This is a genomic window from Blastopirellula retiformator, assembly GCF_007859755.1.
Classification (GTDB): domain Bacteria; phylum Planctomycetota; class Planctomycetia; order Pirellulales; family Pirellulaceae; genus Blastopirellula; species Blastopirellula retiformator.
The window spans coordinates 603463-617430 of sequence record NZ_SJPF01000002.1 but is presented as its reverse complement, the minus strand read 5'-3'; the positions used below and the strand labels follow the sequence as shown (position 1 = coordinate 617430).

Genomic DNA, 13968 nt, shown 5'->3' with positions numbered 1-13968 from the left:
AAGAGTTGAAATGTTATCAAAGAGTTAAGTCGGAATGAATTCTGACGCTTTTGCCGCGGCATCGCTGGGCGAACATGCTCGCGGATCGGCAGGGCTGAGTATACTCAATCGTTTTTGAGCGGCGGTCGTAGTTCAGCAGAACTTCCAGAAAACTTTCCCGCGTTTCGATAGACGCAAAGTTACGAAAACCGACCGGCTAGCAAAGGCGGCCTCACGACTATGAGCAACACGGTACTGGTCACCGGCGGAGCAGGATTCATCGGCAGCTGCCTGGTTCGGCAGTTGGTGCGGGAAGATGGCTTGCAGGTGATCAACCTCGACAAGCTGACCTACGCCGGCAACTTGGATTCGCTCGCCGATCTACAGGAGGACGCCCTGCACTTGCTGGTCGAAGGAGACATCGGCGACGCCGAGCTGGTCACGCGGTTGCTGCGCGAGTATCGGCCGAGTGCAATTTTGAACCTGGCGGCCGAGTCGCACGTCGATCGCTCGATTGATGGCCCGGCCGAATTTGTCGCCACCAACGTCGTCGGCACGTTCACGCTGCTGGAAGCGGCTCGCCAATATTGGAACGAACTCTCCGAGTCGGAAGCGGCCGCGTTCCGCTTTCTGCATGTGTCGACTGATGAGGTGTACGGCTCGCTCGGTAAGACTGGGCTATTTACCGAAACGACGCCTTATTCGCCCAACTCTCCCTACTCGGCGTCGAAAGCGGCGTCCGATCATTTTGTGCGGGCCTACTTTCACACCTATGGGCTGCCGACGCTGACGACCAATTGTTCGAACAACTACGGCCCGCGGCAGTTTCCTGAGAAGCTGATCCCGGTGATGATCCTCAATGCGCTGGAAGGAAAGCCGCTGCCGATCTACGGCGACGGACAGAACGTCCGCGATTGGCTGTACGTCGAAGATCACTGCCGGGCGATTCGCCGCGTCCTGGCGGCCGGCCAAACTGGTGAGGTTTACAACATTGGCGGAAACTGCGAACGGACCAACTTGCAAATCGTCGAGGCGATCTGTGCGGCGCTCGATCGACTTCGCCCTGATCTTCCCCATCGGCCTTGCAAAGATCTGATTACGTATGTGAAGGATCGCCCTGGGCATGATCGACGTTACGCGATTGACGCGGGCAAGATGAAGTCGCAGCTTGGCTGGAGCCCGGCCGAATCGTTTGAAACCGGTCTGGAGAAGACGATTGCGTGGTACTTGGACAATGCGACATGGCTTGAGCGGATCGCCACCGGCGGATATCGCCGTGAGCGGCTCGGCCTGCGTGAGCTGCAGAGTTAGACATAAGCGAAAGTTTGGCGATGGCTGCAAGCGTACATCAAAAGGGGATCATTCTGGCCGGCGGATCGGGCACGCGGCTCTATCCGATCACTCGCGCCGTCAGCAAACAACTGCTGCCGGTCTACGACAAGCCAATGATCTTCTACCCGCTGACGACGTTGATGCTGGCCGGCATTCGCGAGATTCTGGTGATCAGCACGCCGGAGGATATCGGTGGATTCGAACGGTTGCTGGGAGACGGCTCGGAGTGGGGACTGCAAATTCAATATGCTATCCAGCCGAAACCGGAAGGGCTGGCTCAAGCCTTCGTGATCGGACGCGAGTTTGTCGGCGACGATCCCGTAGCGATGGTCCTGGGAGATAACCTGTTTTACGGGCAAGGCTTTCAGCAGATCTTGGCTACGGCAGCCAACCGTGCGGAAGGGGCGACCGTGTTCGGCTATCCGGTTCGTGATCCCCAGCGCTACGGCGTGGTCGAATTTGACGAAGCGGGCCGGGTCATGTCGCTCGAAGAAAAGCCGCAGCGACCCAAGTCGAACTACGCGGTGCCGGGGCTCTATTTCTACGACAATCAAATTGTCGAGATCGCCGCCAATCTGAAACCATCGGCCCGCGGCGAACTGGAAATCACCGACGTGAACCTGGAATACTTGCGGCGGGGGCAGCTGCATGTCGAGTGCTTCTCACGCGGCTTCGCCTGGCTCGATACCGGCACGCACGCTTCGCTAATGGAAGCGTCGAACTTTGTGCAGACGGTGGAGAATCGACAAGGGCTGAAGATCGCCTGCGTTGAAGAGGTCGCCTACAACAAGGGTTTCATTTCGGCCGAGCAGTTGCGGGTCCTGGCGAGTCGCCTGAAAGGGGAGTACGCCAGCTATTTGCTTCATCTGCTGGAGCCGATGATCGGCGGCCGGAAGGTGCAACATGCCAAAGGAGATTGGGCGTCATGAAGATTACCGCCACGGCGATACCCGAGGTCAAGCTGATCGAGCCGCGCGTCTTTCGCGACGAACGGGGCGAGTTCTTCGAGACGTTCCGGGCTGATCGCTATCGCGAAGTGACTTCGGTCGACTTTATGCAAGACAACTGTTCGCGGTCGAAACGGGGCGTGCTGCGGGGGCTGCATTACCAGATCGAAAATCCGCAGGCCAAGCTGGTGACGGTGTTGCACGGCGAGATCTACGATGTGGCGGTCGATATTCGCCAAGGCTCGCCGACGTTTGGCCAGTGGGTCGCCGAGTATCTGAGCGACGAGAACCGCAAGCAGCTTTATCTGCCGGTTGGTTTCGCCCACGGCTTTTGCGTCGTCAGCGAGCGGGCCGAAGTGATCTACAAATGCTCCGACTTCTACAACCCGCAAGGGGAGCGGACGATTCAGTGGGACGACCCGCAATTGGCCGTTGAGTGGCCGATCGGCTCGCCGATCCTCTCGCCGAAAGACGCAGTCGCGCTGTCGTTCGCCGAGGCGCCTTACTTTGAAATGAACGTCGTTTAGCTTTCCAGGCGATCTTGCAGATAGCGCTGTAGCGCATCGCGCCAAGAGGGCATCTCGCTGCCGGTCGTCTGCTGGAATTTATCGAGGCTCAAGACGCTGTAAGCCGGGCGAGGCGCCGCGGCGCCATACTCGGCAGTGGTGATTGGCTCGACATGGACCGAGCGCTGGGTCAGCTGGAAGATGGTGCTGGCCAGCTCTCGCCAAGTGACGCTCTCGCCGTTGGTCACATGAAAGAGCCCGGTCGCTTCACGCTCGACCAACTGCAGAATGGCGGCCGCCACATCGCGGCAATAGCTGGGCGTGCAGTGCTGATCATTGACGACCCGCAGCTCGGATTTGGTCTCGGCCAGGCGGAGCATTGTCTCGACAAAGTTCCGCATCGACGGACCGCCGCCATACAAACCGCAAGTTCGCACGATCAGGTGGCTGGACACGGTCGCCGCGGCTTGCTCGCCTTGTAGCTTTGACTGGGCATAGATGCCGCGGGGCGTCGCCGGCGTTTGCTCGGTTAGCGGTACGCAGGGGCCAGCGTAGCTGTCGAAGACATAGTCGGTACTGATCTGTACCAAACGGGTATTGAACTGACGACAGACGTCGGCGATGGTCGCGACCGCGGCGGCATTGACCTGGAAGCAGACGTTGGCTTCCGCCTCGGCCTTGTCGACCGCGGTATAGGCGGCGCAGTGGACGAGCACGTCCGCGCGAATGTCGGACAGCACGCGGCGAATGGCGTCGTCGTCGGTCAGTTCCATGTCGGACTGGATCAAGGCGACGGCGTCGCCACCGAGCTGCCGCAAGAGCTCGCTGCCGAGTTGGCCGTCGGCGCCGGTAATTGCGATGGTTGATTTCATGCAGCGTACTGTAGCAACTTCCTGGCTGGTAAGGGATATAAGGGAAAGGCGTACGGGGACGCATCGACAGCTCTTCCCGTTAAGAAGCTGTTAAAGCGGTAGCCGCCGCCGTTTGTTGCCCTGGTCTTCGTCAAAACTTCACAGTTATGCGAGTAGAATACGACCTTTCCTTAAGAACTCTTTCCGACATTTGGTGATAGCGCCCTTCCGCCGAAAGCGAAATTGGGGCCGCCAGATTCGGAGGCGACTTCCCTTTTTGCGGCAATGCACAAAGCTCTCGACATCACCGTTTCCCGCGATGACGAAGGGACAATTGAGGACTCTGCGGAAACGAAGAGTTCGATGGTCGCTTCGTCGGACGAGACGCTGGACGCTTCGCCACCGAGCGACGATTCCAAAATCGCAGATGTGGAAGGCCTGGTCTACTTCACGCCTCCCTCGGGTTGGCGGCTGCTCGGCCTGCAAGAGCTGTGGAACTACCGCGAGCTGATCTGGACGCTGGCGGCCCGCGACCTGCAGGTTCGCTATCGCCAGACAGCGGTCGGGGTGATCTGGGCCCTGCTGCAGCCGCTGGCGATGATGACGATCTTTACGGTGATGTTTCGCCTGATGGGCCGCGAGCCGGTCGAGGAGGGCGTTCCGTATGTGGTCGCCGTCTTGTGCGGGCTGCTTCCGTGGCAGTTGTTCGCTTCGACGCTCAGTAGCGCTAGCGGAAGTCTTGTCGCCCACCAAAATTTGATCACTAAGGTTTACTTTCCACGAGCCGTGTTGCCAATCGCCTCGATGGCAGGCGGCGTGGTCGACTTTGCCATCGGGTTTAGCCTGCTGGTGCTGGCGATTGCCTGGTATGGCATCACGCCAAGCTGGACGATGTTGTTGATTCCCGCCTTCAGTTTGCTGGCGCTGATCGCCGCGCTGGCCGCCGGCTTCTGGCTATCGGCGTTGAACGCGATTTATCGGGACATCGGCTACGTGGTGCCGTTTGTGCTGCAGGTTGGGTTCTTCGTCAGCCCGGTCGTTTACGAAACGGACGCGTTGATTCCGCCGTCCTACCGTTTGGTCTACTCGTTGAATCCGATGGTCGGCGTAATCGACGGCCTGCGCTGGGCGGCGCTGGGACACGCGCCGCCGGCAGTGCTGCCGATGTTGATTTCCCTTGGCTGTTTAACCCTTGTGCTATTGGGCGGCCTGGCCTATTTCCGCCAAGTGGAGCGGCATCTCGCCGATCGGATCTAACGCCATGAGCAACATCGCCATCCGAGTCGAGAATCTCGGCAAGCGCTACCGTCGCGGCGCCGACGCCCCGTATCACCGGTTCTCGGAACTGTTGCAGCGTATCCCGTCTGCCGCCATTGGCGCCGCGCGGGGAGTGTTTCAACCTAACAACAAGTCGGGGGCGATTGCCACAGCCGACCGCAGCAACGAGTTCTGGGCCCTCAAGGACGTTTCCTTCGACGTGCAAGAAGGGGAAGTGCTAGGTGTGATCGGCCGCAACGGCGCCGGCAAGAGCACGCTACTGAAGATCCTCTCCCGCATCACCGAACCAACCACCGGCCGCTTCGGCGTCCGCGGCCGTTTAGCGAGCCTGCTGGAAGTCGGCACCGGCTTTCACCCCGAACTAACCGGCCGAGAAAACATCTACCTCAGCGGCACGATCCTCGGCATGAGCCGCGCCGAGATCAAACGCCACTTCGACGAGATCGTCGTCTTCGCGGAGATTGAAGAAGCGCTAGACACCCCGGTAAAACGCTACTCGAGCGGCATGTACGTTCGGCTGGGCTTCGCCATCGCGGCGCATTTGCAGCCGGAGATCTTGATTGTTGACGAAGTGTTGGCGGTGGGTGACGCGGCGTTTCAGAAGAAGTGTCTGGGGAAGATGGGAGACATCGCTCGAACTGGCCAGACGGTCATCTTTGTCAGTCACCTTCTGCCAACCATCCGACAGCTGACAAACCGATGTCTGTTGTTGGAAAGGGGGCGGCTTGTATTCTGCGGCAACACAAGCCAGGCGATTGACCGCTACGTAGAGGGATCGCAGCAGGCGAGCGTCGACACGAACCATCGCAATTCTGAATTCGCTATCTATCGCAGAGATGATCAATGCGGCTTCGAGGTGAGAATCACCTCCGTTGGTATTAGAAAAGTGGGCGGGGATCAAACGGCTATTACGCCCGTCCTCGAATTCGGTGAAGATTTCGAGTTCGTGTGCGAAATTGAGAGTCAAATCGAAACCAAAGCGCGACTTGGATTTAGCATCGCTCGGTCCGACGGTTCCCAAGTTACGCTTGTTTGGTCCCAGGACGCAAACTTTGAACTATCGCTTTGCGCGGGACGGCAAACGGTCTCTTGCCGAGTTAAGGGGCTGCCCCTGGCGCCGGGGAAATATCTTTCGCAGATAGGAATTGCCGATACGGCGATAGGGCGCACCTACGACGTCCTGGTGGACTATCCCTTGTTGGATATTCATTGGCACGCCATTCAGGACGGTTCACTGCACTATCCAAATCGAAGCTGGGGAGGGATTCAATGGTCTGACGTCGAGTGGTCCATTCAAGAAGCAATGCGATGCGACCAGGACGCCGACTGTACAGAAAGTTCTTGCTGATCATGCCCCAACGTGACTACATCGTCTTCGGCCAACCGATACTCGGCGAAGCGGAACTCGCCGAGGTAACCGAAACGCTACGTAGCTGTTGGATCGGCACTGGTCCCCGCACTGCTCGGTTCGAGGCGCAGTTTGCGGAGTATGTCGGGGCGCGTTATGCCGTCGCCGTCAATAGTTGCACGGCGGCCTTGCACCTATCGTTGTTAGCGGCCGGAGTAGGACCTGGCGATGAAGTGATTACTACTCCGCTCACTTTCGCGTCTACCGCGAACGTCATCATTCACTGCGGCGCTACGCCGGTTTTCGTCGATGTCGAACGTTCTACGATGAATATCGACCCCGGCCAAATCGAAAAGGCTATTACGCCGCACACCAAAGCGATTTTGCCGGTTCATTTTGCGGGCAGACCCTGCGACATGTCCGCAATTCGAGAAATAGCGGGTCGCCATGGGGTAACGGTTATTGAGGACGCGGCCCACTGTATCGAAGGCCGATATCGCGATCAAAAGGTTGGATCGATCAGCCCCCTCACATGCTTTAGCTTCTACGTCACGAAGAACATGACGACCGCTGAAGGGGGAATGATCACGACCGACGACGAGCAGTTGGCGGCGACGCTCAAGATGCAAGCGCTCCACGGTCTGTCTCGCGACGCTTGGCGAAGGTTTAGTGACGATGGATATCAACACTACGAGGTAACTTGCCCCGGATATAAGTACAACATGACGGACCTTCAGGCGGCGATCGGGTTGTGCCAACTTCCGAGATTGGAGCCTTGGTTACTGCGTCGCGAGGAAATCTGGCGGCAGTACGATGAAGCGTTCATGAAGCTTCCCTGCCATACACCGGCGCCTGCGGCAGACCACGTCCGTCATGCGCGACACCTGTATACGTTAGTTATCGATACGGAGCGGCTGGGAAAGACCCGGGATCAGGTGATCGCTGATCTTCATCTGCAAGGAATCGGAGTGGGGGTACATTATCGAGCCGTCCATCTGCACCAGTACTATCGCGCACGATTCGGCTACTTGCCCGATCAATTTCCGAATGCAAACTGGATCAGCGAACGGACGGTCTCCTTGCCGTTGTCGGCCAAGCTTTCCAGTGATAGCGTTTCGCGGATTATTAACGCGGTCGCCGAAATATTTGGTGATGAGAGATCGCTATGAATTTGGTACATTCCACAGAAGGATTGCGCTACGTATTGTATGTTAATGATCGCTCTTTGTTCGGAGCGAGCCATCTGCTTCCGATGTTGCAGATGAACTCCGGTCGCCTCGTTGGCGTCTTCCTGCCATCCAAAAAGCGGATGCAGATTTTCAATAACGTTGGCCAGACGATGGCTCCTCAGTCTCGTGGGGTGGTTGATAGAATACGCAATCGGATTTCACTAGTGTTAAGGAAACGGCCGCAAGACGCTCCCAAGCCTCGCATCATGGCGCCAGGTCGGTTCGACGTTGTGACGGTCTGCGAACAGTTCGGAATTCCCGTTCATATAGAGGATGATGTCAATAGCCGATCGTCGTTGAAGACCCTTGCGGCATTGCGTCCCGATGTGGTCGTTTCCGGGGGATACATTCAAGTCTTTTCGGAAGAACTCTTGGGCATTCCGGAACGATTGTCCGTTAATTGTCACCCATCGAGTCTGCCCCGGTACCGCGGCCGCCATCCCCATTATTGGGCGCTTTGGCATGGCGAAGCGTCGACGGGGATTACAGCTCATGTAATGGATGCTCGCGTTGACGCTGGACCAATTGTGCATCATCAGCCGATCAAAATCTTAGACAGCGACTACTACGAACACCTCTACATCAAAATAAATGCGGCGGTGCCAAGCGTCATTCGGGCAATCGACTCCTTTGTTTCCGAATCAAAGGTGGCGCAAGAGGAAGCGTCATCGGCTGATGAATCGTATTTCAGCGAGCCGACTGATGAGCACCGGCGACTGCGATGGCATGAGTTGGACGCTTCGGGAGCAAGGAATCGCATTCGGGCCGGAAGGGCGTTTGTTGAAGATGAAAGCCGACGCGTGTTCATTACCACAGCGAATCTGGACTTGGACGAGAGCACAAGTTCTCGCCCGGGTGAAATCGTAAGATGCGGTCGGAATATCGTGGTCGCGACGCAGAGCGGATGCTTGCAAATAACGGAACTGGAAGTCGATGGCCATCGACTTTTTGCGAGTGACGCGGCGCGTTTTTTGAATCTGCGACCGCAGGCTTGTTTCGGGATGTAGCAAGACGCTTCGTGGCTTCAAGAATGGAATTGGTCGGTTAGAGCGAGAGAAATGATTCGTGTTGGAATTGTAGGTTTCGGTGGGGCAGGTCGAGCTCACTTCTCACGATTGTCTTCCTTGAAGGGGGTCGTGGTCACTTCGGTTTTCGATCCCGAGATTGACACGGAGAAGCAGTCGGAGTTTCCTGAAGTGCATTTCGCGGCAGACTACTCATCCTTTCTCGACAATCTGGACGCGGTGAGCATCTGCTCTCCAGATCATCTGCACGCAGATTATGCCGTTACCTCCATCGGACGAGGAGTGGCGACCCTCGTCGAGAAGCCTATGGTGACGACCGCCTCGCAGATAGAGGCCATTGGTGCGGCCCTCGAGCAAAATCGTGTTACGTTCGGCGTTCATCATCAGATGCGCTTCGTCGAGTCGTTTGTCGCCGCCCGGAAATTGGTGCAATCGGGCGAGTTGGGTGAGATTCTTGCTATCCACGCAGACTACGTTCACGACATGCGTAAGCGCGCTACCAAGTTCCACAACTGGCGCGTTAACCCAAATTGCCCTCAGAACATCGTGCTTGGGGGACTTTCGCATACGCTTGACTTGATTCGCTGGATAATGGACGAACCGGTCGATTGCGTTTCTTCGTTTTCTTCCCAGAAAGGGTGGGACGACTATCCCGACGCCGTAACGACGCAGGTCACCCTGCGATTTCGCTCTGGAACGATAGCCAATACCTTTAAGACAATTGCAAGCGCAGGACCACAACGAAACACGCTGGCTATCTATGGCACCCAAGGTCAAATTCACAACAACTGGTTTCGTGATAAGAGCGGCGAGTTGCATGAGTTGGTCGGGCGACGGAATTTGGGGTTCGTAGGGAAGCTCCGCGACCGATTCATTGAGCGATCGTTGCGCCGCGATACGTCGGCAAGAGACTATCCATGGTCCAGCTATGAACATGAGCAGGGTTGTTTCTCTCTCTTGGGTGAATTTACCGATGCGGTCCGAGGATCGAGGCAGTTCTCAATTGGCTTCGACGAGGGGAAAGCGACGATCGAGTTATGTCTGCGATGCATCGATGCGCAGCAATTGGCGTAGCGAGGGGGGAGGTTGGTTGATCAAGCGGCCGAGTAGGCCGGTGTCGTTTAGGCTCTTCATTTTTATGAAGGAATTTCGGATGTTTCGTGGCCTTCTTCGACGCCTGTTTTCCAAGCAGGATTTGACGTTTCATGAATTTCGACAAAGGGTATCGTCGCGCCCGTTGTCAGACGAAATCTTGCAAGCGTGGCTGAGCGAACGACGCCTTTTTTTCGCATTGAGCGTTGGTCGAAGCGGAACGAAGTGGCTCGCGTCGATACTGCAAAATTGTGCCGGAGCGCACGTCTGTCACGAACCAATACCTGAAGAGAGTTGGGCTCAGCGCGAAGCGGCCGAAGATGCGGACCTCGCAGATCCGTACATTCGCGATTTTCGCCTGAAGGAAATATATTTCCGCATGAATTCGGTGGTAAGACCAGGTGATGTGTACGGGGAGAGCAATGGGTGTTTGCGGCGACATGCCGCTTCGATCAGGAAGTATGTTCCGAAGGCGCAAGTGTTTCACATTGTACGGGACGGAAGAGCAGTGGTTAGGTCGATTTGCTCACGAGGTACATACGGCGGAGGCCATCCGGTCTACGGAAACTACGTTCCCCGGCTAGTCGATTCACTGTCTAAAGACTGGTCGAGGCTCACTCCATTTCAAAAGACGTGCGCCGTCTGGAAGTGGGAGAACAGATTCTTGCGAGAGCAGATCGGAGAGTCGATCCGTTTTGAGGATTTGCTAACTTCCTATTGGGCGTTTTCGGATTCGATTCTCAAGCCTCTTGGCCTTATGCTGTCGGAGGAGCAATGGAGGGTCGCCTCGGAGAGTCCGATCAACGAGACGCGTGGTGAGAAGGCGGCCGAATATGAGGAATGGTCCAAGCAGGACAAAGATTTTTTTTGGGAGGTCTGTGGAGAGGAAATGACTCTCTATGGATACTCCACTTAACCGGCGTTTTCTCAGATTTTGGACCGCCGTTTAGTTCAATCGATCCCGAATCGCTTTTCGGCATCGTTGGATTTGGCTACTTGTACTAGAAGTAGATTATGAATTCCCAATCAGTTGCGGTTTCTGATTCTGGCAAAGAAACGTTGCCAAGGAAGATCGTTTCCAGCCATAACTGGCTGGTACACAAGATCATCGCAGAGAATATTCGGGTCTTCTCGCGGTTGTACGCGAAGGGACGTTTGGTTGATATCGGCTGCGGCCGGAAGCCTTGGTTGTCCTTTTTCGAACCGTATGTCGATGAGTACATCGGCGTCGACCATGCGGAGACTCTGCATGACGTTAACGCGGCGGATATTGTGGCCGACGCCTACAACACGACGCTTCCAGACGAATTTGCGGACACGGTTGTCTCGCTGGCCGTCTTGGAGCATCTTGAAGATCCAGGCGGCGCCATAACCGAGATGGCCCGGCTGCTAAAACCAAGCGGTTATCTGATTCTAACCGCCCCGATGTTCTGGCACGAGCACGAAGCTCCTCGGGACTTCTTTCGATATACCCAATACGGGCTCAAGCACTTGCTCGAATCCGCCAATCTCGAGGTCCTGCAGATTAAACCCTTGTCCGGATTTTATGTGACCTTCATTCAAGAATATTGTTATATCTTGCAGCCGCATTCGCAAAGGTGGGGCATCGGGGGCCTCGTGAAGTTCTTGATCTATCTGCTTCAGCGTGTGGCTTACGCTTGTCGTCATTGGGATCGGAAAACTGGATTTGCGTGGATGCACCTCGCGGTCGCTATGAAGCCAAGTTCCCAGGAGTGCCGAGGTGACGAGTTTCTGAGCGAGGTCGCGGCGACCAATGAATAGCACCTGTCATCCACCTTGTGTCGCTCATTTCGTTCACTCCGCATTTGAGCTTACCGAGACGTTCGTATTTGACTTCGTACGTTCTCCAAGACGTTACGAGAGTTGGGCCTACGCCGCTACCCGCATCAATCAAGACCAATTCCCAATCGAGCATGTGCTACTTCGCGAAATGCCGGCTGCTGGAGTAGGAAGACTTGTTTCGCGGTTCGTCAAACGCGTTTTCTCGCGATCGCGGATAGGTCCGGCGGAGTTTGTGCGGCAAGTTCAACCTACCGTTGTCCATGCTCACTTCGGTCCCCGTGGATGGGAAGCGTTGGCCATGTGCGAACGGCATAAACTACCTCTTGTGACGAGCTTTTATGGACGCGATGCGTCAGCAATTCCGAACGAGGAGGGTTGGAGAGCGAGGTACAAGTTGCTGTTTCAAAGTGGCGACGCGTTCATCGTTGAGGGGCCCGCGATGCGAGAGCGACTTGTCGCGTTGGAGTGTCCACCGGAGAAGATTCATATTGTGCCCCTGATCTTCGACGGCGCCTATAAATTTCGGGAGCGCCAACTGGTGGAAGGCGAAGAGTTGAAGCTCGTTTTTGTTGGCCGTTTCGTGGATAAGAAAGGGCTGCCGATCCTTCTTCGCGCACTGGGAGTGTCCCAGGATAAAATCGGTCCTTTTCGGTTGTCTGTCATTGGCGATGGACCTTGCCGAGAGGAAATGGAGCATTTGGCGAACGAATTGGGAATCGCGAATCGCGTCGTTTTTTGCGGGTACTGCTCGCGCGACGCCATGAAGTCGGAACTGGAGGCCTCCCACATCTTGGTCGCTCCGAGTCGAACGGCGGCGGATGGCGACACCGAAGGGGGCGCCCCGACGATCCTAGTCGAGGCGATGGCGATGGGGCTTCCCATAGCCAGTACGACGCATGCCGATATTCCTTTTGTCTGTAGCGCGTACGTCGATTTCCTAGCTGAGGAGGATGATGTTCCTGATCTTGCCGATAAGATCGTTCGATTAAGGGAATCGCACCGCCAATGGCCTCAGTTGGCTCAATCGGCTTTGCGCCACGTCCAAACGCAGCATAGTTTAGAGAATATTGAAAAACTTGAAGACGTCTACGACCTAGTATCCCGCGCTCGATTATGATCGCTATTCGTAGTGTGCCGCGACTCTCGGGTGTAGTTCACGCGACGTTTGCGACGCCGGCGATGAATACCCTCGTTGACGCAACTCTTATTGAAACCGAATGAAGAATTCTCCGCTACGAGTTCTGCTATTTTCGCACAGTGCGACGTTAACGCATGGGGGAGGTCGTTCTTTTTCCGAGCTACTGGCGGAGCTTTGTCCTCAAGCGGATATCGAAGTCTCCGTCGTCGTTCCTGAATGCGGGCCATTGGAGCAGTCGGCGAAACATCTGGGGGCGGCGGTATTTAACTTTTCGGAGCTAGTTCCCAACGTCGAATTTTCGGAATTGTGGTGGTGTGGGAGCTCTCTAGACGCTTCGCGAAGAATCTGGGATGGACAGCGAATGATCGATTGCGTTGGTCGCCTGGCAGACGCAATTGGCTGCACCTTTGACGTCGTTTATTCAAACACGAGCGTTTGCCCATGGGGCGCATTCTTTGCAGCCAAAGCTGGACTTCCCCATGTTTGGCATTTGCGAGAGTTGGTCGATCGTGATTTTGGCTGGATGTTCTACGCGGGAAAACAATTTACCTACGCGGTTGTTGAATCTCTATCGGAAGAGGTAATCGTCAACTCGGACTTTCTGGCCGCGGCAGTCGCTCCATATATGCCCAATTGTTCCGTCGTTCCCATTCCAAACGGACCGCTCGCGGAGGGATGGTTAGAGGATCCGCCCTCTGGCGTTATCGTAGGGGACGGACCGCTGAAATTGGCATTGGTTGGACGGATGAATCCGCATAAAGGGCAACTTGACGCGGTCGTTGCTCTGGCCCACCTGCGAAATCGCCACATTGACTGTGAATTGCATCTCTTTGGTGAGGCCGATCGAGAGTACGAGCGATTGCTTATCAGGCGTTCACGGCGTCTGGGGATCTCCGACGCAGTCAAGTTTCGCGGTATCAGTGATGATCCGCGGAGCGCGTTTTGCGAATGCCATATCGCCCTCGTCTGTTCTCACTTTGAGGCGTTTGGACGCGTAACCGTCGAGGCGATGGCGACTGCGCGCCCGATCGTTGCCGCAGACGGGGGCGCGACGGGCGACTTGATTGACAACGAAGAGACAGGGCTACTTTACGACGTTGGCGATTCGGTCGCATTGGCGGATTGCGTCCAGCGGCTCTCCAACGATCCTGAACTTCGCTCCAAACTAGCGACCAAGGCCAGAGAGGAGGCTCTGGGCCGCTATTCGAGGGCGAAGTACGGGCGAAGCGTAGAGGATGTGCTGCGACGAGCGGCCACCAACAAGGCTCGAAAAACATGCGCGCAAGTCTTGGGCGCACATTTGGATTTGGTTGCCGACTGGATATATCGGAGTATCGAACATCAGGCGACGATCGAGCGGATGAAAGTCTTGGAACGCACTTGGTCCGAATTCTTTTCGAAGGTCGCGGGGCGAATCCTTCGTGGAATCAGGCCATGAGT

General features: G+C 56.2%; 13 protein-coding genes. 12 read left to right on the top strand and 1 reads right to left on the bottom strand.

Translation table 11 applies throughout. The annotated features are described in order from the left end of the window. Positions 1–219: 219 nt before the first annotated feature. The 3 genes from rfbB to rfbC are packed head-to-tail and all read left to right on the top strand — an operon-like array spanning position 220 to position 2785. Positions 220–1290: a dTDP-glucose 4,6-dehydratase gene (gene rfbB, locus Enr8_RS09845; protein WP_146430941.1), complete on the top strand. Its 1071-nt coding sequence runs from the start codon at positions 220–222 to the stop codon at positions 1288–1290. 20 nt (positions 1291–1310) lie between these two features. Beyond that, on the top strand, positions 1311–2240 hold the full coding sequence (rfbA, locus tag Enr8_RS09840; protein ID WP_146430939.1) for a glucose-1-phosphate thymidylyltransferase RfbA: 930 nt from the start codon (positions 1311–1313) through the stop codon (positions 2238–2240). Beyond that, a complete protein-coding gene (gene rfbC, locus Enr8_RS09835) occupies positions 2237–2785 on the top strand; it encodes a dTDP-4-dehydrorhamnose 3,5-epimerase (RefSeq protein ID WP_146430937.1) in 549 nt (182 codons plus the stop codon). The genes rfbA and rfbC overlap by 4 nt, the downstream gene beginning before the upstream one ends. Here rfbC and rfbD read toward each other — a convergent pair. Then, a complete protein-coding gene (gene rfbD / locus Enr8_RS09830; RefSeq protein ID WP_146430935.1) occupies positions 2782–3636 on the bottom strand; it encodes a dTDP-4-dehydrorhamnose reductase in 855 nt (284 codons plus the stop codon). The genes rfbC and rfbD overlap by 4 nt on opposite strands. 264 nt (positions 3637–3900) lie before the next feature. On the opposite strand from rfbD, the gene Enr8_RS09825 reads away from it, so the two are divergent. The 9 genes from Enr8_RS09825 to Enr8_RS09785 all read left to right on the top strand — a co-directional run bounded on the left by Enr8_RS09825 (position 3901) and on the right by Enr8_RS09785 (position 13966). Continuing rightward, on the top strand, positions 3901–4872 hold the full coding sequence (locus Enr8_RS09825) for an ABC transporter permease (RefSeq protein WP_146430933.1): 972 nt from the start codon (positions 3901–3903) through the stop codon (positions 4870–4872). A gap of 4 nt (positions 4873–4876) precedes the next feature. Beyond that, the gene (locus Enr8_RS09820; protein WP_146430931.1) at positions 4877–6241 is read left to right on the top strand and encodes an ABC transporter ATP-binding protein; all 1365 of its coding nucleotides are present in this window, start codon (positions 4877–4879) and stop codon (positions 6239–6241) included. A gap of 2 nt (positions 6242–6243) precedes the next feature. Continuing rightward, positions 6244–7410 carry a DegT/DnrJ/EryC1/StrS family aminotransferase gene (locus Enr8_RS09815; RefSeq protein WP_146430929.1) on the top strand — a complete coding sequence of 389 codons (1167 nt, stop codon included), beginning with the start codon at positions 6244–6246 and terminating at the stop codon, positions 7408–7410. Beyond that, positions 7407–8477, top strand: coding sequence for a methionyl-tRNA formyltransferase (locus Enr8_RS09810; protein ID WP_146430927.1), 1071 nt, complete (start codon positions 7407–7409; stop codon positions 8475–8477). The genes Enr8_RS09815 and Enr8_RS09810 overlap by 4 nt, the downstream gene beginning before the upstream one ends. Positions 8478–8528: 51 nt before the next feature. Beyond that, the gene (locus Enr8_RS09805) at positions 8529–9569 is read left to right on the top strand and encodes a Gfo/Idh/MocA family protein (RefSeq protein WP_146430925.1); all 1041 of its coding nucleotides are present in this window, start codon (positions 8529–8531) and stop codon (positions 9567–9569) included. Positions 9570–10251: 682 nt separating this feature from the next. Next, positions 10252–10503, top strand: coding sequence for a hypothetical protein (locus Enr8_RS09800; protein ID WP_146430923.1), 252 nt, complete (start codon positions 10252–10254; stop codon positions 10501–10503). Positions 10504–10601: 98 nt separating this feature from the next. After that, positions 10602–11369, top strand: a complete 768-nt coding sequence (locus Enr8_RS09795; protein WP_146430921.1) for a class I SAM-dependent methyltransferase — start codon at positions 10602–10604, stop codon at positions 11367–11369. After that, entirely contained in the window at positions 11362–12507 is a 1146-nt protein-coding gene (locus tag Enr8_RS09790) for a glycosyltransferase (RefSeq protein WP_146430919.1), read from the top strand. Before Enr8_RS09795 ends, Enr8_RS09790 begins: the two co-directional genes overlap by 8 nt. A gap of 100 nt (positions 12508–12607) precedes the next feature. After that, entirely contained in the window at positions 12608–13966 is a 1359-nt protein-coding gene (locus Enr8_RS09785; protein WP_146430917.1) for a glycosyltransferase family 4 protein, read from the top strand. Positions 13967–13968 lie beyond the last annotated feature (2 nt).

Excerpts from the sequence above, each read along its gene's own strand:
- Enr8_RS09810 (WP_146430927.1), top strand. The coding sequence starts at position 7,407 with ATGAATTTGGTACATTCCACAGAAGGATTGCGCTACGTATTGTATGTT.
- rfbC (WP_146430937.1), top strand. The coding sequence starts at position 2,237 with ATGAAGATTACCGCCACGGCGATACCCGAGGTCAAGCTGATCGAGCCG.
- rfbB (WP_146430941.1), top strand. The coding sequence starts at position 220 with ATGAGCAACACGGTACTGGTCACCGGCGGAGCAGGATTCATCGGCAGC.
- Enr8_RS09795 (WP_146430921.1), top strand. The coding sequence starts at position 10,602 with ATGAATTCCCAATCAGTTGCGGTTTCTGATTCTGGCAAAGAAACGTTG.
- Enr8_RS09825 (WP_146430933.1), top strand. The coding sequence starts at position 3,901 with ATGCACAAAGCTCTCGACATCACCGTTTCCCGCGATGACGAAGGGACA.
- Enr8_RS09790 (WP_146430919.1), top strand. The coding sequence starts at position 11,362 with ATGAATAGCACCTGTCATCCACCTTGTGTCGCTCATTTCGTTCACTCC.
- Enr8_RS09805 (WP_146430925.1), top strand. The coding sequence starts at position 8,529 with ATGATTCGTGTTGGAATTGTAGGTTTCGGTGGGGCAGGTCGAGCTCAC.
- Enr8_RS09815 (WP_146430929.1), top strand. The coding sequence starts at position 6,244 with ATGCCCCAACGTGACTACATCGTCTTCGGCCAACCGATACTCGGCGAA.
- Enr8_RS09820 (WP_146430931.1), top strand. The coding sequence starts at position 4,877 with ATGAGCAACATCGCCATCCGAGTCGAGAATCTCGGCAAGCGCTACCGT.
- rfbA (WP_146430939.1), top strand. The coding sequence starts at position 1,311 with ATGGCTGCAAGCGTACATCAAAAGGGGATCATTCTGGCCGGCGGATCG.
- rfbD (WP_146430935.1), bottom strand. The coding sequence starts at position 3,636 with ATGAAATCAACCATCGCAATTACCGGCGCCGACGGCCAACTCGGCAGC.
- Enr8_RS09785 (WP_146430917.1), top strand. The coding sequence starts at position 12,608 with ATGAAGAATTCTCCGCTACGAGTTCTGCTATTTTCGCACAGTGCGACG.